12 protein-coding genes and 1 pseudogene are annotated in these 21,925 nt (G+C 65.5%); 6 read left to right on the top strand and 7 right to left on the bottom strand.

All coding sequences use genetic code 11. From position 1 onward, the window contains the following. From AB4Z47_RS07590 to AB4Z47_RS07580, 3 genes and pseudogenes are all read right to left on the bottom strand, one after another. Window positions 1–1,727, bottom strand: a pseudogene (locus AB4Z47_RS07590) (type I polyketide synthase); the annotation flags it as partial. 119 nt (window positions 1,728–1,846) lie between these two features. Beyond that, window positions 1,847–2,650 carry a hypothetical protein gene (locus tag AB4Z47_RS07585; RefSeq protein ID WP_441949014.1) on the bottom strand — a complete coding sequence of 268 codons (804 nt, stop codon included), beginning with the start codon at window positions 2,648–2,650 and terminating at the stop codon, window positions 1,847–1,849. A gap of 1,779 nt (window positions 2,651–4,429) precedes the next feature. Next, window positions 4,430–4,630: a hypothetical protein gene (locus tag AB4Z47_RS07580; RefSeq protein WP_441949013.1), complete on the bottom strand. Its 201-nt coding sequence runs from the start codon at window positions 4,628–4,630 to the stop codon at window positions 4,430–4,432. Window positions 4,631–5,096: 466 nt separating this feature from the next. Between AB4Z47_RS07580 and AB4Z47_RS07575 the strand changes: the two genes are divergently transcribed. The 3 genes from AB4Z47_RS07575 (at window position 5,097) to AB4Z47_RS07565 (ending at window position 8,708) form a co-directional block, all read left to right on the top strand. After that, window positions 5,097–5,984, top strand: coding sequence for an MHYT domain-containing protein (locus AB4Z47_RS07575; RefSeq protein ID WP_441949011.1), 888 nt, complete (start codon window positions 5,097–5,099; stop codon window positions 5,982–5,984). Between the two features lie 124 nt (window positions 5,985–6,108). Then, on the top strand, window positions 6,109–7,287 hold the full coding sequence (locus tag AB4Z47_RS07570; RefSeq protein ID WP_441949009.1) for a serpin family protein: 1,179 nt from the start codon (window positions 6,109–6,111) through the stop codon (window positions 7,285–7,287). A 1,094-nt stretch (window positions 7,288–8,381) separates the two neighbouring features. Then, window positions 8,382–8,708: a hypothetical protein gene (locus tag AB4Z47_RS07565; protein ID WP_441949008.1), complete on the top strand. Its 327-nt coding sequence runs from the start codon at window positions 8,382–8,384 to the stop codon at window positions 8,706–8,708. A 366-nt stretch (window positions 8,709–9,074) separates the two neighbouring features. On the opposite strand, the gene AB4Z47_RS07560 is transcribed toward AB4Z47_RS07565, so the two are convergent. The 3 genes from AB4Z47_RS07560 to AB4Z47_RS07550 form a co-directional block, all read right to left on the bottom strand. Beyond that, window positions 9,075–10,457 carry an aminotransferase class I/II-fold pyridoxal phosphate-dependent enzyme gene (locus AB4Z47_RS07560; protein WP_441949006.1) on the bottom strand — a complete coding sequence of 461 codons (1,383 nt, stop codon included), beginning with the start codon at window positions 10,455–10,457 and terminating at the stop codon, window positions 9,075–9,077. After that, window positions 10,454–16,870 (bottom strand): type I polyketide synthase, encoded by a 6,417-nt coding sequence (locus AB4Z47_RS07555; protein WP_441949005.1) that lies wholly within the window; start codon window positions 16,868–16,870, stop codon window positions 10,454–10,456. The genes AB4Z47_RS07560 and AB4Z47_RS07555 overlap by 4 nt, the downstream gene beginning before the upstream one ends. 74 nt (window positions 16,871–16,944) lie before the next feature. Next, on the bottom strand, window positions 16,945–17,517 hold the full coding sequence (locus AB4Z47_RS07550) for a GNAT family N-acetyltransferase (RefSeq protein ID WP_441949023.1): 573 nt from the start codon (window positions 17,515–17,517) through the stop codon (window positions 16,945–16,947). Between the two features lie 592 nt (window positions 17,518–18,109). Here AB4Z47_RS07550 and AB4Z47_RS07545 point away from each other — a divergent pair. The 3 genes from AB4Z47_RS07545 to AB4Z47_RS07535 all read left to right on the top strand — a co-directional run bounded on the left by AB4Z47_RS07545 (window position 18,110) and on the right by AB4Z47_RS07535 (window position 20,664). Continuing rightward, complete coding sequence (locus tag AB4Z47_RS07545) at window positions 18,110–18,568, top strand: hypothetical protein (protein WP_441949004.1); 459 nt, start codon at window positions 18,110–18,112, stop codon at window positions 18,566–18,568. Beyond that, window positions 18,565–18,744 carry a hypothetical protein gene (locus AB4Z47_RS07540; protein ID WP_441949002.1) on the top strand — a complete coding sequence of 60 codons (180 nt, stop codon included), beginning with the start codon at window positions 18,565–18,567 and terminating at the stop codon, window positions 18,742–18,744. Before AB4Z47_RS07545 ends, AB4Z47_RS07540 begins: the two co-directional genes overlap by 4 nt. Before the next feature lie 651 nt (window positions 18,745–19,395). Beyond that, a complete protein-coding gene (locus tag AB4Z47_RS07535; RefSeq protein WP_441949021.1) occupies window positions 19,396–20,664 on the top strand; it encodes a cytochrome P450 in 1,269 nt (422 codons plus the stop codon). A 113-nt stretch (window positions 20,665–20,777) separates the two neighbouring features. Here AB4Z47_RS07535 and AB4Z47_RS07530 read toward each other — a convergent pair whose 3' ends face one another. Continuing rightward, entirely contained in the window at window positions 20,778–21,782 is a 1,005-nt protein-coding gene (locus AB4Z47_RS07530) for a LacI family DNA-binding transcriptional regulator (protein WP_441949000.1), read from the bottom strand. Between the last annotated feature and the right edge of the window lie 143 nt (window positions 21,783–21,925).

Raw genomic sequence — 21,925 nt, 5'->3', positions numbered from 1 at the left:
ACGGTCGAACTCCGCACACAGCTCGTCCAACGCCGACGCGAACACCGGGAACGCTTCGTACAGCCGCGCCCCCATACCCACACGCTGCGCGCCCTGCCCCGTGAACAGGAATGCCGTCCGCCCCTTGACCGGCACGCCGGACATCACCGACGACGACACCGACCCCGACGCCAAATCCGCCAACCCGGCCAGCAACTGCTCCCGATCGCGCCCCACCACCGCGCCGCGCCAGTCCCACTGCGTCCTGGTGTGGATCAGCGAGGACGCCACACTCCACACGTCCGTATCCGGATGGTCGACCAGCCACTGTCGCAACCGATTCGCCTGGGCGTGCAGCGCCTCGCCGGACTTGGCCGACACCAGCAACGGCACCACGCCCGCCGTGGAATCGGGTCCCGCATCACCCGCGGCGGTCTCCTCAACCGACGGGACAACGGGTGCGGGTGCTTCCTCGAGAATGAGATGCGCGTTGGTGCCGCTGATCCCGAACGACGACACCCCCGCCCGACGCACCCGCTCACCCGCGAGCCAGGGCTCCGCCTCGGTCAGCAATTGCACCGACCCCGCCGACCAATCCACATGCGGCGACGGCGCATCCACATGCAACGTCCGCGGCAACATCCCGTGCCGCAACGCCTGCACGATCTTGATCACCCCACCCACACCCGCAGCCGCCTGTGAATGGCCGATGTTCGACTTCAACGACCCGATCCGCAACGGCTCTGCACGACCCTGGCCGTATGTGGCAATCAACGCCTGCGCCTCGATCGGGTCACCCAACGGTGTGCCCGTCCCATGCGCCTCCACCACATCCACATCAGCCGGCTCCAACCCGGCAGCCGCCAACGCAGAGGCGATCACCCGCTCCTGCGACGGACCATTCGGCGCGGTCAAGCATCCGACAACCGCTCGAGGACCAACACCCCCACACCCTCGGCCCAGCCCACACCATCCGCCGACGCCGAAAACGCCTTGCACCGCCCATCCCGCGACAAACCCCGCTGCCGCGAGAACTCGATGAACAAGAACGGCGTCGACATCACGGTCACACCGCCCGCCAACACCATTGACGCCTCCCCGCGCCGCAGTGCCTGACAGCCCAGATGGATCGCCACCAGCGACGACGAGCACGCTGTGTCCACCGTCACCGCGGGGCCTTCCAAACCCAACGTGTACGCGACCCGCCCCGACACCACACTGCCCGCCGAACCGGTTCCCGCATATCCCTCGGCGACCGGACCGGCAGCTCGGGCCGTGTGCTCGTAGTCTTCGTACATCACCCCGGCGATAACGCCCGTGTCGCTGCCCCGCAACGACGACGGATCAATACCCGCGTCCTCCAACGCTTCCCACGACGCCTCCAACAACAACCGCTGCTGCGGATCCATCGCCGACGCCTCACGCGGGCCGATACCGAAAAATCCCGCATCGAAATCACCGACACCGCGCAGAAAGCCACCTTCCCGCGTATACACCTTCCCGAACCGATCCGGATCGGGATCGAACAACCCCTCCACATCCCAACCCCGATCCACCGGAAACTCGCTCACGGCATCCGAACCGGACGCGACCAGATCCCACAACTGTCCCGGCGACTCGACGCCACCCGGGTAGCGGCAGCTCATACCGACGATCGCAATCGGCTCGTCGATCCGTTCCCGCAGCTGTGTCAGATCGTCGCGAGTCGTCATGAGCTCAACAGTGACCTTTTTCAGGTACTGCAACATGCGGTCGGACGAATCACCAGTGCTTGTATCCACGTTTCACATCCAGGGTATTCAAAGTTGTCGAACCAGCCCGGCGGCAAGCGGCGACGCGGGCACAGTGAGCTACCAACATGTTTCGGCTAGGTGTCGGTGACGAGTCGGCGACTCGACGAGTCGGCCGGCAATAGCCCGTTCTCTGCGTAATGTCTCGCCAACTCGGCTACCGCAGGCGCGTGGTGTATCGGCAGACATTCGGCCATCGTTTGCCATTCGACCGACTCGGGTCCGGATATCTCCAACAATCGCAACACCTTTCGTCCGACTTCGGTGAAGCGCAGCGAAGGATCGGCGCGCAACCGGCGCACTTTTGTGAGATCGGTCGACTCGGCGAAGGCCGGGAACTCCGGTCTTGCCACCTGCCCTGGCGCGCTCCCGGCCAAAACATCACCGAGACAGGCTCTGGCCGGGGTCTCGCCCCCATCCTGTCGATGTTCCGCCATGGCGCCACCTTGCGCCCGCAGACGTCCCCGCACGTCCTTTGCCGTAGTGGGCGAGATCCGGGGGGCCAATGCGATTTCCCGGGTCGACGCCGCCGGGTTTGCCTCCAGGAATTCTCGCGCCCTCCGGCGGCGCTCCCGCGCCGCTACCGGGTACACCGCGCAGTCTCGCCCTATCCGCCACATGGCCGGGTGCGGGACTTCCGCATCCGACCGCCGTCGCACCGCGGCGATGTTCTTGTCGGACAGTCCGGCTACCTCACCAAGCCGTCTGTTCGACCATCCGGGAAAATCCGCGAGCATCCGTACGTCCGCAGCTTTGCGGTCCGCCAACGGCAACGGGCGTCCGCGGGCACTGTTGAGCTCGAACAGTCCTTGACGAATAGCAGCTGGACCACGTAGCTCGACAGGAACCGGTTGCTCAACAGTTACTGAGACGTAGTCCACCCGAACGTTTCCTTTCACTGCGGTGAAAGGTCTACCGACGACGCCATAGGTATTACCCGCAATGTCATAGGTATACCGATAACATCATCGGCATTACCCGACTCGACGCCCTAGGCCAGTACCCTGCTTCCCCCGTCCAGAAGACGAAATCTGCACTCATTCGATATCTCTCTTCGCCAAGCAAGTCGCAAGAAATACGCTCACACGACAGCGTGCATGCTGGGCGGTCGCCCAGGTTCCCTGCTGAGGAGTAGCCTGCCAGCCGAATCGGTTTCTCGCAACCGATGTACCGCCCTACGGTGGCTCATTGATCCAGGCGGCGGTCCGGAGCTCGGGCCGAGTTGGCCGACGCCCGAATCGGGGCCGGTTCGCGGGCGCAGGCGGCGGCCCGGACCGTGCCGTACTCGGCCGGGGTCGCGACCGCAGTGTCATCGTGAACCACCGACGCTCGGGACCATCCGAACGAGGCCCCTCCTCCTTCGCTGCGGCCGCCATTACCGTCCTCGACAGGCAGATCTGCCACCTTCGGCCCCGGAATCACACCGAACTCGACTCCGTAGAACCGATCGGTCATCCAGTCTCGGTAGGCACGACGAGAAGCGGATACCATAGCTTACCCTTTGGCCGGCACGACGGCTCCCGCGTGAGATTGACAATTGTCGACTGTCCAGTCCGTTCAGACCATGTCTCATGTGCCGTTGTTCGCGAGTCCCTTCCGAGCCAATGAGTGTTGCCACAAGTGTGCGGAAGCACAGGAGGGGGCATGGTGTTCGTATCGGATAGTGCGCCGACGGCATCGGAGGTGTTGGCGGGCCGGCCGGCACCGGGTGGCAGCCCGTCTCCGTCGGACAGGACGGATTTTCGATCCGCAGATTGTTCACAGCATATGGCGACGGTTTCACTATCGCAATTTTCTATTCGAAGTCCTATTTCACCTTATATCCAGGAAGCTCGATGTACAGGACCATGAAGGCTGCACGGCTCATTTGCAGAGAAATCAAAGGGCATTCCCCAGCTCGGCCGACTCATGATCTGTGCGGATTCGTTCTCACCGGAAGGACGTCGCCCTGCGAGGGTGAGCCCCCTTTGCGTCAGGTCGCGAAGGATTTCGGGGCCTCCGGGGGGTGTTTGCGCAGCCGATTCGGAGCCGCCGACATCGAAGACGGCGTACCGCCCGGGACCACAGCCGCGCAGTCGAGCTTCGCGAGCTACACAAACTCGAGCAGCAGTTGTAGCAAGGGACCGAAATCCTGCGCCTGGCCGCGGCGTCCTTCGCCTGCGAACTCCCCCTGGAATGACCTACCCGCTGGTCCTCGATCTTGCCGCCGGCGGTATCGCCGTGGTCGTGACCTGCCTGGCGCCGGGCTTTCACCACGCAAGACTTCTACGTGTCGCGCGACAACCTGGTATCCACTCCGGGTTGATGCACGCGTGACGACGCGGCTCGCGGTCCACACGATCGCGACCCCACGTTCGGATACCGGTACATCGCGGACGAATTGGATGACCGCGAGATCCATGCCGGGAAGAATTGAGCGCACCGATTGTGTTCACAGCGGCGCATCTGGTCGGCTTCGCCCGCAGGCGCGGCCTCGAGCAGGTCTCCGAGCCCGCCGGTCGACGATGAATTCGTCAGGCGTGAATTCACCACACAGGCACCGAACGAGATGCGCTGAGCGATACAACCGAGCCCCGCACAGCTTGGATTCCAGCAGGCGAGGGCAAGCTCTATCCATGCGCATGCGCGATCAATGACTGCTGTTCCCACCGGATCATCGGCTACTCCATCGACAACCGCATGACCGCCGCATTGGTGGTATCGGCGCTGTCGACGCCGATCCTCTTCAACCGCAGGCTCAGCGCGTCGACGGCCGCCGACCTCCCAGCCGATGACGGACACGCCGCCGGCAGTTCCTTCGCCCAACCAGAACCGGACCGGTGCAACCAATCGGCGATTTTGATGCCGATCCCGTCGTCCACGACTGGGCAATGTCGTTGCCGGTGGGCGACCCATCGAAGACGAAGGCGCGCAGGGACTTCCCGATCATGTGCATGGGTTTGGTTGCGGATTTGCTGCTGCCTTGCGCCTGGATCCGCCGCCGCCCTCGGTATCGTTTTGCCAGTACTTAGCGCACGGATCTGCCGCAGCACTCTGATGCGGTTGCCCATTGGTACGGCCGACGCGGACCGCGGCGGTAATGTGCCAGCCGCCGCCCAGCCGGGTGGTGCGCTTCAGAACGATCCCTGACACCGCTACGGCCACAAGATCGAGTGATCTCCCAGGAAACTTACCTCCGTTGCTGCAATCCGAGTTGTGAATCCGACCAGGGTGCAGGCAGTGAATCACATGATGCGAACTGTGCATTAGGCAACTCTCGGCGAGTTGCGCTATCGTCGCAGTTCGATTTGCTGGCAAGAAGCCGGTTACTAGCTGCGGAGCGTGTGCGTGCTGGAACTCGATCACTTCAGCTACGGGTGGGTAACCCCCGTCCTGGCTTACATCATGTCCGTCGTCGGATCGATGCTCGGCCTTCGGTGTGCGGTGCACGCCCGATCGTCGCACTGGCCCGCCGGCTGGCTCATCGCGGCGGCCGTTTCGCTGGGTGGCGCCGGGATCTGGGTCATGCATTTCACCGCGATGCTCGGCTTCTCCATCCACGGTGGGACCATTCGTTACAACGTGCCGATGACACTGCTCAGCGCGGCCGTGGCGATTGTGGTGGTGTGGATCGGGCTGTCTGTCGTCGTGCGCTGGCGACGGGAAGTCCTGGCGCTGCCGATCGGCGGTGCGATCACCGGGCTCGGCGTTGCCGCCATGCACTACCTGGGCATGCATGCGATGAACACCGACGCGATCGTCGGATACAAGCTCGGAACTGTGGTGCTGTCGCTCGTGATCGCTGTGGTCGCGGCAACCGCGGCGCTGTGGTTCATGCTGCACGTGCACGGCATCCGCGCGACTATCGGCGCGGCGCTGATCATGGGCCTCGCGGTGTGCGGCATGCATTACACCGGAATGGCATCGATGCGCGCCGAGCACGCCGGTCACCACGTCATGCCCGACGGTGCCGACCCCATGCAGCTGCTCACACCGCTGATCATGACCGTCACCGTGGTCACCATCATGCTGGTCATCCTGGTTGGCCTGGCCGAACTCGACGAACTCGGCAAGACCGATCCACTCCCCGCGCCTGCCCAGCCCGCGCCAGCCCAGCCCGGATCTGCCTGGTTCAGGTCTACCCAGCGTAAATCCACCACGCTGACAACCGCTCCCGCCGATCTGCCCCGAAGCGGCCGCGAGTGGCCGCGGCGAGAGGCGCCGGACCAGCGCTGACTCCTCTTCTCCCGCTGCCGGTCTTCGACGGATACTCGCGCCGGGCATCATCGAGTTCTTCGAACCGAAGGCTGCGGCAGGTCGAGCAGTCAACCGAGCTGGGGGCGGTCCGTATCGTGAGGCAGTGCAGACATTTTTGACGCCGCACGTCGGCGCCGTCAACGAGTTGACCGCGCGGTGGTGCGCCGTCGCGGGCGAGGACGACTTCGTCGTCTCCGGCGCCGGGGTGTGGCCACTACTGGCCCTGCTTGCCGCCGCCGCCGACGGGCCCGCGCGGTCCCAACTGGAGGCCGCGGTCGGTGTGTCCGCCGACGCGGCGCACGCGGCGGCGCTGCGGACGCTGGACATCCTCGCCCATGCCGTCGACATATCGGCCGCACTCGGCATCTGGATCCGCAGAGATCTCCCGCTGCACGATGATTGGCTCCACGCAGTGCCCACCGGCGCGGTCGATCTGCTGACCTGCCAGGCTGCACTGGACGAGTGGACGCAGCGGTACACCGACGGGCTGATCGATCGGTTTCCCCTTTCCGTCACCTCCGACACGCTGCTGGTCCTGGCCACAGCGCTGGCCGCCCGGACGAGCTGGCGGGTTCCGTTCCACGACACCGTCATGGTGCCGGAAACCGGTCCGTGGCAAGGACGCCGGCTCGTCGCGCTTACCCGCGTCGACACCGAACCGACCGATGTCGCCGTCTTGGACGGACCGCGGCCGGTGACCCGGGTGATCGTCACCGGGCGGGCCGACGTCGATGTGCATCTACTGGTCGGCTCCGACAGCCCCGCCGATGTGCTGGCCAGCGGACTGGCGGCGCTCGGTGGGTTGGTGCCCTACCGCACCGGGCTCGACGCAGGGCCTGTCGCGCCGGGGCTGACGATGCGGCAGAAGTTCGGCTACGCACAGCGCGACACCCTGCATGTTCGCCTGCCACCGTTCGCGATTCGATCGAAGCACGACCTCATCGCGCATGCTGAACTGTTCGGACTGCTGACGGCCACCGACGCCGACCGGGGCCACTTCCCTCGAATCTCGCCGGTCCCACTGTCGATCGAGCAGGGCGCGCAGGATGTGCTCGCGCAGTTCACGCGCGATGGGTTCGAGGCCACAGCCGTCACCGCGCTGATGGCGGCACCAGGTGCGGCGCCGGCGATCCCTTCGCAGCGCCACACCACCGTGCTGGAGGCGTCCTTCGACCGCCCGTTCGGCTTCCTCGCCGTCCACCGCCCGACCGGGTTGGCTGTGGCCGCGGGCTGGGTCGCCAACCCGGCCGAGGCACCAGCCCCAGCGCTCCCCATGCGGTGACGAGTTGGCGCCATCACGAGCGCACCGTCCCAGCGAAGTCCGCTGCCGATACCTCCTTGCCCGGATCGGCGCCCCGACGGAGCACGGGAACACCCGTCATCGCCGAAGCATGTGCACCACGCCAGCCAGCCAGGCCACCTCGACCGGGAATGGCAGCGCCGTCATCGAACCTGCTGCGCGGCGTCTGCCCCGGCGCGGCTACCTCGCCCGCCGACTACAACACGTCACCACCGCAGCGCTTCCGATTGGAAGCACGGTGACCACCACCCGCTCCGATAACCGGCGAGCGGGTAGTCCCCGCCGACACCACCACCACTCATTCTCGGGGACCGGTTTCGATCGGTTTTGTGCCGCCGAGTTCTGTTCCGGGGCAGAGGATCCCGGTTCCGGCGAAGCGGCGGGCGGTGGTGGTCCACACTCAGTTGGCACCGCATCCGGCCCGGCTGCGTGCGGCCCAACTGTTCGCACTATGGGAGACAGCATGACCGAGTCCGCATCTTCGACATCGATCACGATCACCGGGAGCACGTGGCTTTCGGTCGCGGACCGGACTTCTGCCTCGGCGCACCTTTGGCTCGACTGGCAAGTCGCAGAGCGTTGTCCACGTTGTTCAACACCTTTCCTCGCCTGAGCCTGGCGTGCGACCCCGGCACGATCCCCCACAGCCCGCAGTTCGTTACCTGCGGGCCCCTCGCTCTACCCGTACTTCTCGGGCCCACCGCCCAGTGATCCGCGTCCGAGTGATCGGCCAGCGGAGAACGGCCCATACGACGCCATCGCCCACGATGCCGCTCCGCGCATCCGGCGGCACGACGGTGCGCGCCTGCACGCGGGGACGAGTGGGCCGGTCGGCACTCGGAATAGGTTGTCGGGCCGCAGAACTGGCCGAAATTCACGACCACGCCGCAGCACGCGAAACAGGAGTCGCGCGTTTTGGCCGTGACCACTCCCAATGTTGACATCGCCTGCTGTTGACAACATATGATGTCAACACCTTGTTCGGCCCGATCGACTCGGTGCATACAACACCGCGAGAGCTGTGGGCATACAGGCGCTTTGACCAATTCAGCAACGTCCGTGGCAAAGGAGTACCGATGAGGGCGAAACCATCCGCGCTGGGATATCTCCGCAAAGACGTGTCAGGTGTGTCCCAGGATTGGGACGAGGCGCAGATGCGGAGCTTGGCGAAACGACTGGGCTACGAGCTGACCAAGACCCTGACGTTCGGCGCAGGCACCGACCGGCCGGTGGGCCGACTTATCGACGCCGTCCGGGACTGTGATGTCGATGCAGTCATCTCACCGGATCTGCATCACTTCGACGATGCGGTGCCGAATGAATTGGTGGAGGTGTGCGACCTGATCACGGTGACGCCGGTACAGACTTTCTCGCGGTCGGTATTATCGCAGATCTGGGCGTAGGTCTCATTCCCTCCCAGCTGCTGCTTCACGATCTCGACGTCCAGCGGTTCGCCTGGAATCCTTTGTGCCGCATACCATTCCAGCCTGAGCCTCGATCGGGCCCGGTGGACTACACGGCACTCTCGGCCGAAGCACCTGGTGCGGCGCCACCGCGCCGATCCGACTTCATGCCATCGACCACCAGTACCCCATCCGGCGAGGCCAGCGCCTCGACCGATTGCGAGCGGACCTGACCGCGACGGCACGCCACCGTGTCGGGTTCGAAAGCACACGATAGCCAGAAATACGACTTCGCGGCAGGAGAGAAGCTCGCGGCCCGCCGACCGCGTGCAGTCGACGAGCCGCGAAGGGCACGGCCGATGGAAGTCATCCGTCGACCGTGATGTCCGGGATCTTCTCGGCCTGGGCGATCGTCTCCGTGAGCAGATCCACCGTCCTCGTCAGTTGCTCCTCGGTGTGTTCCGAGGTGATGAAGAAGCGGAGGCGTTCCTGACCGGCGGGGACCGCCGGCGAGGAGATCAGGCCGGAGTAGACACCGTTCTCCAGCAGCGTGGAGGAGACGTAGCCGGCGCGAATCTCGCTAGGGACAATGACGGGCACGATCGGGGTGCCTTGGGAGACACCGAGATTCACGCCACGTTCGGACAGCGCACCATGAAACAAGCGGGAATTCGCCCACAGGCGGGCGAGGCGTTGTGGCTCCTCCTCCAGCACATCGAGCGCCGCCAGGGCGGCGCCGATGGCCGACGGTGCGGGCGCACCGGTGAGCATTGCGACGCCCGGGGCAGACGACTTCATCGCGCCGATGAGATCCGCATCGGCCGCGACGAATCCGCCGGTGCTGCCCAAAGCCTTGGACAGCGTGGCCATCCAAATGTCCACGGCATCACCGGGAAGACCGTAATGCTCGCGCATACCATGCCCTTTGTCGCCGAAGACTGCGAACGAGTGGGCCTCGTCCACCATCACCGCACAGTCGTATTCTCGTGCGATGGCGGCTAATTCGTCGATGCGGCCGACGGTGCCGTCCATGCTGTAGTGGCCTTCGAGCACTACCAGCGCACGATCGAATCCGGCGCGCGAGGTGCGCAGTACCGACTGCAGCGACTCGGGGTCGTTGTGGCGGAAGTTGATTCGCCGCGCCCCGGACCACTGGGTGCCGGAGATGACGCTGCCGTGGATGAGCGAGTCGCAGATCGCGACATCTCCCTGTCTGAGCAGAAATCCGATGACACCAGCGTTGGTGAGGTAACCGCTGGTGGTCACCATGGCGTCGCCGACACCGTAGATGTCGGCGAGGCGGCGTTCCAGCTCCTGGTAAAGCGGGATCTCTCCGGCGACGATACGACTGGCCGACGCCGACGCACCGAACTGATCCAGGGCCCGCTTGGCGCCCGCGACCACCTGGGGATGGTTGGCCAACCCCAGGTAGTTGTAGGCGCTGAAGTTCACCAGATCGACGTCTGCCAGCCTCGGCTCCGCGACGTGGATCACCGTGTCATTCGGACCCGTTCGGGGCAGGAAAAGCGGATTCACCAGCCGAGTCTGCTCATACAGTGCCGCAATCATCGCCCGCTTCTGCACTGCCGCTACCACGTCCGGATGATCGGCGAACTGGCGTCCCGGCCCGCGACGCGAACGGGACTGCGCTACCGGCCTCACCTGCTGCGTCAGCGTCGAAGCCGCTGGACTTCCGGAGCCGGTTCCTGCCAGCAGCTTTCGCGCCAAGTCACGTGCCGACTCGGTCATGCCGGCACCTCGGTCACCGTCGCAGCGTCGACCGGTGTGTGTGGGACTCCGCGCGATCCGGCGCCCTCGACGATTGCCTCGGCGGCCTTGGCGCCTGCTTGCTCCAGGCTGAACGTCCGCCCGAGTTTCAGTGAAATCAGCTCGACACCAAGAATTTGTGTGACCAGCGAACCGAATTCGACCGCCATGAGCGAATCCAGGCCGAGCTCGGGCAAGGGCACGGTCAGGTCGATCGATTCGGCGGCCACACCCATCACCGAGGCCAACTGCTCGGCGAGCATGTGCGCGACCACCTCGTTGCGTTTGGCCTCGTCCAGGGCGGCGAGCTCGGACCGCAACCGTGCCGCGGCGGAATCGCTCTGCGCCGCCGCCGCGATCATGGCCTCGATCCGGCCGGTCAGTGCCAGCTGAGGTCCCGTAGCCGCGACCCGTGGCCAATTGATCGGGAAGATGTCGACCCGGGTGACGCCGAGTCGCAGTGCCTCCTCCAGATATTGCGGCCCTTCGTCCATCTCGATTGTGTCGAATCCCGTGTTGACCAGGTACCGAGCGAGATTCTCGTCGGCCGCGGCCATGCCGGCGCCGGTCATATGGCCCCAGCCGACCGCCAGCGCGTTGACCCCCTCGCGGGCGAGGGCCTCCGCATACGCGTTCACCGCGATATTGGCCGCGGTATAGGAGTAGTGGCCGATACCACCGAATATGGCGCTGCCCGAAGAGAACAAGACGAACTGGTCGAGCTCTGCACCGGCGGACACGACACCGGCGTGCAAGGCTCGCGCGCCCTCGAGCTTAGGCCGGAACACTGTGGCCAAGCTGCTGCGATCCATCGCGCCGATCCGCTTGTCGTCTACCGCGCCCGCCGTATGGAAGATGCCCTTCAGCGGATGCTCGGGCCGGTGCGCCCGCGCTATCACCTCACGCACGGCCACCGCATCGGTCACATCGACCAGCTCCGTGGTCACCTCGACTCCCTGCTGCTCCCAGACGACCAGCTGCTGCCGGGCCTCCTCCGTGGTGGCGCCTGCGCGTCCCAGCAGCGTAAGGCGCCGAGCACCCTTGCCGACCAGCCAGCGGCCGATCGACAGCCCGAACCCACCGAAACCGCCGGTGATCAGGTATTGAGCATCTGGGTGGATGACGACATCGGGGATCTGCGGGCGCACCCGCGGCGCCTGCTCGTCCATCCGCAATACGACGCGGCCGATCCGAGTGGATCGCGCCACCTCCTCGAACGCCTGGGCGACATCGGCGGTGCCGAACGTATCGAAGGGCAGCGGCCGATAGGTGCCGTCGTAGAGTCTGCCGTTGACCGCCTTGACGAAATCGAAGACCTTGTGCTGCCGCAGCTTCATCATCCGGTCGAGGTCGAACGAGAAGTACGCCACATTCTTGTCGAAGTGCCGCAGCTCCAGGACCCCGCCGAAGTAGATGTCCGCCTTGCCGACCTCGATGATGCGCCCGAATTCCGCGACCGCGGCGAAGTTCTTGACCACGATCTCGCCGGGCGCCGAGCTGATCACCACGTCCGCGCCGCGGCCGCCGGTGAGTTCGAGGACGTCGTCGACGAAGTTCAGCGATCGTGACTGCAGCGCATAGTCCGCGCCTCGAGCCAGCACGTAGGCACGGCGCTCGGGTGTGCTCGCGGTGCCGATCACCTGTGCGCCATGGAGTTTCGCGATCTGCACGGCCGCCGAACCGACACCGCCGGCCGCGCCGTGCACGAGCACCGTCTCCCCCGGCTGCAGCCGGGCCAGCTCCAGCAGCGCGTGCTCGGCGGCGACGAACGAGGTCGAACTGCTGCACCGACCGGGTTCGAAACCGTCACCGACGCGCCAGACCAGATCCACACTGAGAGTGTTGAATCGGCCGACCATCCCCTTGCATGCCAAGCTGACCTTGTCACCGATCTCGAATCCGGTGACACCCGGTCCGAGGCGGACGACGGTGCCGTCACCCTCCATTCCGGGCACGGTGCCGAAGAAGGTGTCGCCGAGTTCGCGCTCGCCGAGCAAGCCGAGAACTCGCAGCGAATCCTTGTAGTTGAGACCGACAGCCGCCATACGCACCTCGACCTCGCCCGGACCGGGCTCGCGCCGCTCGCTTCGCCGCCACCCCAGCCGCGAGAACGACTTGGCCTTGGGGATTTCCAGCCGGAAATCGGCCTCAGGATCGGTCAACGGCTCGGCCTCGTCCAACACGTCCAGACGATCCTGCAGCGTCCGGCTCACCACGGTGGTCCAGCGCACACCGTTGCGCAGAAATACCTCATCGGCATGGTCGAGACTGAAGGCTCCAGGAATGGTCAGTTCCGCTCCGAGATCCGTGTCGGCGATGTCGGATTCGACATCGATCAGCCGCCACCGCAACCGAGTCTGCTCATTGAGCAGCGCGCGCCGGGCGCCGGCCAGCGCGGCATGGCTCGGATTCGGTGCGACGTCACCCTCGGGGTGCGTGTAGGCGTGCTCAGTCACCAAAGAGGCATAGAAGCTGCCGTCGCCCAGGACATCCCGGTCCGAACCCTGCTCGATCAGCCAGGCGTCGAGGAAATTCTCAGCGGTCGAGTCGAGGAAATGTTCCGCTGCCAGCGCAATCCGGCGCAGAGTCCACAGGTTGTCCATATCGTCGTAGCTCGAGCCGGCGACTACCACAAGATGCAGACGATCGACGCCCGGGAGCGCCATTGCCGCCCGAAGGCCTTCGGATACTACCGATTCCAGATCCTCGCGGGATGGATCACCGGTGACGATCAGCGCCGGAACCTCGGCTGCGACGTCGGAGCTGGTAATCCGGACGATCTGCTCGGCTCGCGCAGTGGCTGCGGAGTCCATCGCGACGACCACGGTGAACAGACCGGCCGTCGCCGGGAGCGCGGCATGATCGATAGCATTACGCATCTCCCAGCGGTCTTCGTAGAAGAAGTCGATCATGCGCTGCATCGGACCGGGTCGCGGGGCGATCGATCCGAATTTCATCCCGACGATCTGCATGCACAGGTTGTGGTCGGCGTCGAGCAGGTCGATATCCGCCCTCGGCTCATCCGTCGTGTCGAGGCGGGCCACCACGGTGACCCTCTCGGGGAGCGATGCGAACAACCGCACCGCACCGACCGCGACCGGAACCATCGCACCGTCCTGCTTACCGCCGGTACCCGCAAGCAAAGCGGCCACGCTCTGCAGCGCGGCGTCGACGACCGCAGGGTGCGCTGGATGTCGGGTGTGGCGGGCGATGGTGCCGTCCAGGGTGCTGACCACCGTGGAGCCGGAGATTCGGATCGAGGTCGCGCGGCGGAAGGTGGGCCCGTAGTCGAGTCCGTGCGACGCAAGGCCGGCATAGAAATCGACGGGATCGATCTCGAGCATCGAATCGTCCGCGGGTACATCGATCTTGGCCGGCTCGTAAACTCCCTCCACGAGCCGTCCGACGGCATTGATCGTCCAGACCGGACCCGCCACACCGCGTGAGCGAATGGTGAAGCGCCGGGTCGACTCCTCGAGGTCGAACTCCATGATCGGCGTCTCGCCCTCATCGATGACAAGCGGTGCGACGAAGCGCACATCTTCGACCGCCACGCACGGGGACTCGGTACGCAGCACCGCCGCGCTGAGTGCCGCATCCACATAGGCAGCTCCGGGCAGGATCCGCGATCCGCCGACCACATGGTCGGCCAGCCACGGCAGCGATTCGATGCCCAGCTCGAGCCGCCAGGTCGAGGTGTCGGCCGGATCCTGGTCGCCCAGCATCGGATACGCGTTCGGCGTGCCGTGCCGCTTGAGCTGGTACGCCGGAATGTCACTGCGAAGATGGGTCCGCTGCCAGGGGTAGACGGGCAGATCGATATGCCGTGTCGGGGACGGCAGATCGGCGAACAACGCATCGATATCGAGCACTCCGGCGCTGTACAGGCCGCCGATGACCTGTCGGATGCTGTCGGCATCGGACTGCTTGCGGTTGAGGGTGGCTACCGTCGATCCGGTTTCACCTGCGCCGATGAGGATTTCGCGGATGTTTGCGCCCAGCACCGGATGCGGGCCGACCTCGAGGAACACGCGACTGCCCGCACGCACGAGTTCGGTAATCGCGTCGGCAAAGCGCACCGTTTGCCGGACGTTTCCGCACCAGTATTCGGCATCCCAATCCGCGTCGGTGACGCGCGCACCGGAGACGGTGGAGTACAACGGAAGTCGCGGCGGCGACAGGCGCAGATCTGCCAAAACAGAGCGCAGCTCGTCCAGGATGGGATCCATCAAATGACTGTGGTAGGGCACCTCGACGTGTAATCGACGGGCAAAAACGCCTTGTTCCGTGAGTGACTCCGCGATCTCGTCCAAGCAGGACACATCACCTGCGATGGTGACCGCCGACGGACTGTTGATGGCCGCGATGTCCACCCGGGCGTCACCCTCGGTGAGTTCCTGAGCTCGGGCGAACGTCAGGCCCACCGCGAGCATACCGCCGGATCCGGCGGTCGTGGCTTGCAGCCGGGCACGGTGATAGCTGACCAGCAGCGCATCGCGCAACGACAGCATACCGGTCACATACGCGGCAGACACCTCACCGACGCTGTGCCCGACAATCGCAGCAGGCTTTACGCCGAACTCTTCCAGCATGGTGTAAAGCGACACCTGCACGAGAAAGTTCGCGGGCTGTGCCACCGCGGTGGTGGTGACGCGCGACTCCTCTTCAGGCCGCAGCAGTTCCTCGACGATCGACCAGCCGGCGACCTCCTGGAACACTGCATCGATGCGCTCGGCCTCCGCGGCGAAAGTGCCACCGGCCTGTAGGAGATCGCGACCCATCGCCCACCACTGCGGGCCCATCCCAGTGAAGACGAACACCGGCTCGGGCACCTTGCGGGCGACGGTCCGGCTCACCCGGCCCGCACCGCCCGCGAATTCGACCAACCCGCACACCAATTCGATGTCGTCGCCGAAAGTGATCCCCGCTCGGAACAGATGGTGATTGCGCCGGGTCCACGCCGCCTCGGCGAGGCGCCCCGGGTCGGCACCGTCGGCGATTCGCTCGGCGAAACCACGGGCGAGATCTCGCGCGGCCTGTTCGCTGCGGGCGGAAATCGGCAGCACCCCATAGTGCTTCGGCTGCCGCGCGGACGGCTCCTGCGCACGGTACTCCTGCAGGATCGCGTGCGCGTTGGTGCCGCCGTAGCCGAATCCGTTGACCGCGATGGTCAACCGCTCGACCTCGGGACCGACCTCCTCGGCCTCCAACTGCAGCCGGATGCCGAGTTCGTCGAAGGGGATTTCCGGGTTCGGGGTTTCCAGCCAACCCTGCGGTGCGATCGTCCGTTTGGACACGGCCAGGGCCGATTTGATGACACTCGCGATACCGGAGGCGGCCTCGGTGTGGCCGAGCTGAGCCTTGACCGAGCCGACGCCCAGCGGTGTGGTGCGGCCCTCGACGGCACCGTAGGCACGGCCGATGGCCCGCAGCTCCAACGGGTCTCCGACCGGCGTGCCGGTTCCGTGCGCCTCCACATAGGTGACCTCGTGCGGCCGGATGCCGGCGCGGCGGGTCACCCGCTTCGCCAAGGCCTCCTGCGAATCGGCATTCGGCACCGTGATCGCTGTGGTGCGGCCATCCTGGTTGGATCCGGTCGCCTTGATCACCGCATAGACTCGGTCACCATCGCGTTCGGCATCGGCCAGCTTCTTGAGCACCACCATGCCGGCGCCCTCACCGCGGCCGTAACCGTCGGCGGCGGCGTCGAAGGGCTTGCTCCGGCCGTCGGCGGCCAGGAAGCCGCCCTTGCACATGGAGACGAACGGCTCGGGCTCGGCCAGCACGGTCACACCACCCGCGATGGCGACCTCGCAGTCGCCGTTGTCCAGGGCCTGGCAGGCCAGATGCAACGCGACCAGCGATGACGAGCATGCGGTGTCGACGGTGATCGCGGGGCCGACGAGGTTGAGCGCGTATGCGATCCGGTTCGAGATCATCGTGTACGAGGCACCGACGGCGGTATGCATGTCGACGAACGGCAGCGCCGGGCCGCCGACCGAAACGCCCAGCTGGTCCATGGTGAACGCGCCCACATAGACGCCCAGCGGTGCGCCGTTGACCCGCCCGGCGATGCCTGCGTCGTCGAAGGCCTCCCAGGTGACCTCCAGGACAAGGCGCTGCTGTGGATCCATCGCCGCCGCCTCACGCGGTGAGATGCCGAAGAAGTCCGGGTCGAATGCCCACGGGTCACCGGTCATGAAAGCCGCACGCTTGGTGTACATCCGGCCGGGTGTGCGCCGATCCGGATCGTAGAAGCGACGGTAATCCCAACGGCTCGACGGGATTTCCGTTACGCCGTCGCCCTTGCCGACGATGAATTCCCAGAAGGATTCGGGGGAATCAATGCCGCCGGCGTACCGGCAGCCGATACCGATGATTGCAATATCGGACACAACAACTTCCTCGGTCGAACTCGAACTTCTCCCCCCGAGGAGAATGGGAATGCGAATCGCGCTACTGGCCCCCGTTACGGGTCGCCGCAGCGCAGTGGCTGACGAGCCACCACGTTCATCACGGGACCATTGCGGCCCAAGACCGTCGTCGCCACCGGCTCGACGCCGAAGGCACGGTAGTAGTCGACATTCGCGTCCTTACACAGTCCATACAACGGAACCGATTGCGCGTCGGACTTGTCCACGAACGATCCGAACAACGCCCGCCCGACACCGCTGCGCTGCAACCCGGGGTCGCAGCCGAGGTAGACACAGCACAAATGAGGTTCCGCGGGTGCCGCCTGCTCGAGGGCGGTGTCAACGGCAATCCCGCGTCGTGTCGCGGTGCCCATGGCGAACAGCAGCTGCACACCCAAGACGAGCTCGCGCCAGGCATTTGTCCGGTATCCGGCCGGATACCACAGCAACACACCGGCCAATTTGTTGTCGACGATGGCCACCTCAGCGCCGCCCGTAGGCAGGAAACGGTGCTCGATCAACAGCCGCAACATCCGCGGAGCACGACGGTGACGCGATCTCTCATCCGGGAAGACGAAGTCCTCGATCGGATCGTCATGGGCGAAGGCGGCACTGAGCACACGCACCATATCGGTCACATCGTTGCGTGTGGCCGGCCGCACGACCAGCCTGTTCGGCTGCTCCAAAGTTGTTTGTCCCTCACGTCATCTCGATTACCCGACTTCACCGGCCGCACACATGTGAGCTACCGTCCAGCAGACTACATGAATCCACAAATCGCACTACTGATCGGTAGTGCGATATGTGCAACAGGTTCCAATGTTGCCCTGCGCGGCAGTCTTGAGTACGGTGCGTCACACCGCAAGCCTCCGGCTTTCCACATATGGGAACATCAAATCCATTCCTACCAGCACTTTCCGACGAATCGGGCATTTCAGACCAAAACGAAGTGCTATCAATTCGTCGCGGCAGACCGCCTCCGCCCCGCAGCTGGGCGAGTCCACCGCGACAGCGCTCACCCCTATTTCGCCGCACTGACTGCCTACCCCATGGATACCGTCCAGGATGTCGCGGCGCGCCCTCGCCGGAATCGCGGTTCTGCGGATTATGGTCGGTCCACGTCCAGCGGATCCTCGCTCCGCCAACCGGCGTCACGGGACGGCGGGAGGGCGGAGCGGGTCCGCGGCACGGCGACGCATTGCCTGCACGAAGGAGCGAGCCATGGCGTTGCTCGACCCGCATCCGCCCCCGACGGGCCAACCCGGCGAAATGTTCGCGCGCGCCGAACTCGCGGTGAACCAAGGCCATCCGGGATTGCTGCGGCGCAAGGACAGCCGGGACCCGACCGGCTGCCCGAGCTGCGGATGGCTGCCCGACGACGAACGGCAACGAGCCAGGCAACGCCAAGACCTCATGGTCACCTGGCTCTACCCGCACCCAGGCAGACCCGAGGAACTGCTCACCCACCAGCATTGCGCGCGATGCCAGCCCACCCGGCGCCCGATCGGGCTCGACTGCGTCATCTGCGGCGACGGTCCACTGCTCTACGGGGACCCAGCCGTGGCCGACGAATCCGGTGAGCTGCCCGGCACCGTCCGTCGATGGCTCAACCGACACGGCTGGCAGGTGATCGACGCAGCGCTGCACTGCCCGAGCTGCGGGCACCCGCCGCCGAGTTGATCGCCCGGGGAATCGACGCCGGGGCCTTCACCGGCGGAGATCCCCGCATTCTGGGGCGACCGGTGCTCGGCGTGGTCATCAGCGTATGGCGTTGGTATCGGCCCGACGGTGATCTCACCCTGGCTCAGATCACCGAAACCGTCACCGACGTGGCTGTTCGGATGGTGTGGAAGTAGGCACGCCGATATCGAGGGAAACACCGCCGGACTCACCTCCGCGGTCCATAGGGACCGCGCACATTACAACCCCGTCGCCCTTCCATTCGAGGACACAGCGCCGTGGATGACCCCCTACGACCGGGAGGTGGCAGCCTGGACCCGATTCACCTCGACCATCACTACCATCGGATGTCTACTCAGCGGTGCGGCGGGCATCGGCCCTCACCGGCCCGCCGGCAACGCTTTTCGGCGCAGGCCCGCTCACCGGCTGCCTCATCGGCGCGGCCGCGCTGGCCCCGATCGGTGTGCTCGGCGTCATCGTGGCGGTCTGGCGCCCTGGGCATCTGACGAACCGCCGGTCATTGTCGAGAGCAGTGCGCGGCGGCGCCGGATGCTGCACGCGACCGAGTCCACGTCGAGGTGGCTCGTCAGTACAACCGAAGCGATCACCGCACACCGGCCGTCGGTCGTACCGGCCGAGTCGGTCGAAACACCATGGCGCGCAGCGGACGTTCGACATCGCGCCCGGCGCTGTACCATCAACCGGTTCCCGCCGGAACCAGGTAATGCGCTCTCCGGAGCAGTGACTCGGCACGGAAGCCGTGCTCCACCACGTACAGTGCCCACGAACAGTATGGAGTTCCATCCTTGAGTACGCCGCTGTCCCGAATGCAGGCCCAATCCTGCCCGGTCTTCCACGGCTCACCGATCGATTCCGACGACCCACGGGTGCCGCTGCATTCGCCGGAATTCGCCGCCGATCCGCACCACACCTACCGGCAAATGCGAACAATGTACGGCTCTTTGGCACCGGTGGAGCTCGCACCGGGCGTGCCGGCCACATTGGTGATCGGCTACAGCACCGCGGTGCGGATCCTCAACGATCCCGAGCACTTCCCTGCCGATCCGCGCACCTGGCAGAAGAACGTCCCCGCGGATTGCCCCATCCTCCCCCTGCTGGAGTGGCGGCCCATGGCCAGCAGAAGTACCGGGGCGGACTTCGTACGATACCGGCAGGCTATTACCGCAAGCATCGATGAGGTAGATCTGTATGCACTCCACGACACCGTGGAGGAGATCGCTATCCCACTGATCAACTCCTTCTGCCAGGACGGCAGCGTGGATCTGATCCGCCAGTATGTGTTTCCACTGGTGTTCGAAGTCGTCAATGCTCTGCTCGGCTGCCCGCCGGAGATAGGGCAGCAGGTCGCCGCCGGTACTGCGGCGTTGCTCGAAGGTGTCGATGCCGAAAAAGGCAACCAGATGCTCGGCGAGGCCCTGATGAACCTCGTGACGCTCAAACGGTCCGAACCCCGAAGCGATATCACCTCGGTGCTGTTGCAGCATCCTTCCGAGCTGGACGACGTGGAAGTCTCCCACCATGTGTCACAGGTCTACGGCACGGGGATCGAGTTCCAGCTGAACTTGATCGTCAACACGCTGCTGCTGATCCTCACCGACGATCGGTTCGGCGGAAGTGTCCTCGGTGGAAACCTGTCCACCCGCGACGCCCTGGACGAGGTCTTGTTCAACGACCCACCCCTCGCGAACCTTCTGATCACCTACCCTCGTCAGCCGATCCTCGTCGACGGCGTCTGGTTGCCCGCACATCAGCCGGTCGTCATCAGCATGGCCGCCTGCAACAACGACCCCGCGATCCGGACGGAGGAGCAGACGGGCAATCGCTCGCATCTGGCATGGGGCCTCGGCCCACACGCCTGCCCCGCGCAATCCCTGTCCTACCTGGTCGCTCAGGACGCCATCGATCAGCTTCTCGATGCGTTGCCCGAGATGCGGCTGGATCTACCGGACGGCGCACCGACCTGGCGGCCTGGCCCCTTCCACCGGGCGTTGACGGCACTGCCGGTCACATTCCCTCCCTCTTCTCCGTTGAACACGCACGGCGAATCGGTTCCTGGATCTACCCCACGTTCGTGATCTGCCGCAGGTCGACTCGTCCACAACGTGGCGTTCGACTCGGCCGACCGCTGCGGACATGCCGCGTTCTACGAGCCACCGGCCAGGCCGAATTGCCTGCGAACCAAGGGCTTTCAGAACTCGTCGGGACAGCCGCATGAGCCGCGGGTCATCAGTTCCGCAGCGAGATTCACCACACCGGGCCTGGGCGAGCGGTTCTCGATCTGTTCCAACAGCAGGTCGACCGCCATCTCGGCGATGCGCCGCGCGGGCTGCGCCATCGTGGTCAGTCCCGGCCGGGTGTAGCGGGAGTACTCGATGCCGTCGAACCCGATCACCGCAAGATCGTCGGGCACCCGCAGCCCGGCGTCGTACGCCGCACGGAGCATGCCCATAGCCTGCAGGTCGCTGGTGACGAACACCGCGGTCGGTTTGCCTGGGCCGGCCATGAGTTCGGTCAGGCCCCGATACCCGGCAGCACCGCCGAAATCGGTTCGCACGATGGAACCTTCGGGCAATCCGGCGGCCGCCAGCGCGTTCCGGTAACCCCGCACGCGGTCCTCGGCGGTGGAGACATGCGGACCGCTCAGGCAGGCGATGTCGCGGTGGCCGTGCCAGATGAGATGCGCGACGGCCTCTTGCGCGCCGGTCACGGAATCGCACATCACGTGGGCGCAGCGCGCTGGATCGATGATGCGGTCCAAGGCGACCAGCACCATGCCGGCCTCCTCGCACGCGTCGGCGATGCCGGTCCCCCACGAGGAGGAGATGGCCAGCATTCCTTCGACGCGCCGGTCGATGAACGTGCGCACGTAGGCGCGTTCGCGCGCCTCGTCCCCGGCGGCATTGCCGACGAACAGCGGATACCCCTTGGCGAACGCGGCCGCCTCGATGACCGCAGACAGTTCGGCGAAGAACGGGTTGGCCCCGTCGGGGATCACCATGCCGAGCGCGTGACCGCGGTTCATGCGCAGGTTGCGCGCGGACATATTGGGGCGGTAACCGAGTTCGGCGATGGCAGCCTCGATCCGGGCCCGGGTCGCGGGCGCGACCTGCCGCGGTCCGCCGTTGAGCACGTAGCTCACCAGGGCAGGGGACGTGCCCGCCAAGCGGGCCACGTCGGCTCGTGTGACTGCCATCGAGATCTCTCCTTGTTCGACCGCCCGGGCGAGCATTTCGCACCCGCCTCTTGACAGTTGGTTACTCGGGTCACAGACTACTCATCAACTCGAGTTGATCAACACGAGTTGATGATCGGATACGGATAGGTCGAACACACCAT

It is taken from the genome of Nocardia sp. 2TAF39, assembly GCF_052114905.1.
Classification (GTDB): Bacteria; Actinomycetota; Actinomycetes; order Mycobacteriales; family Mycobacteriaceae; genus Nocardia.
Note: the sequence above shows the minus strand (reverse complement) of the source record. Positions and strands in the feature narration are given on the sequence as shown.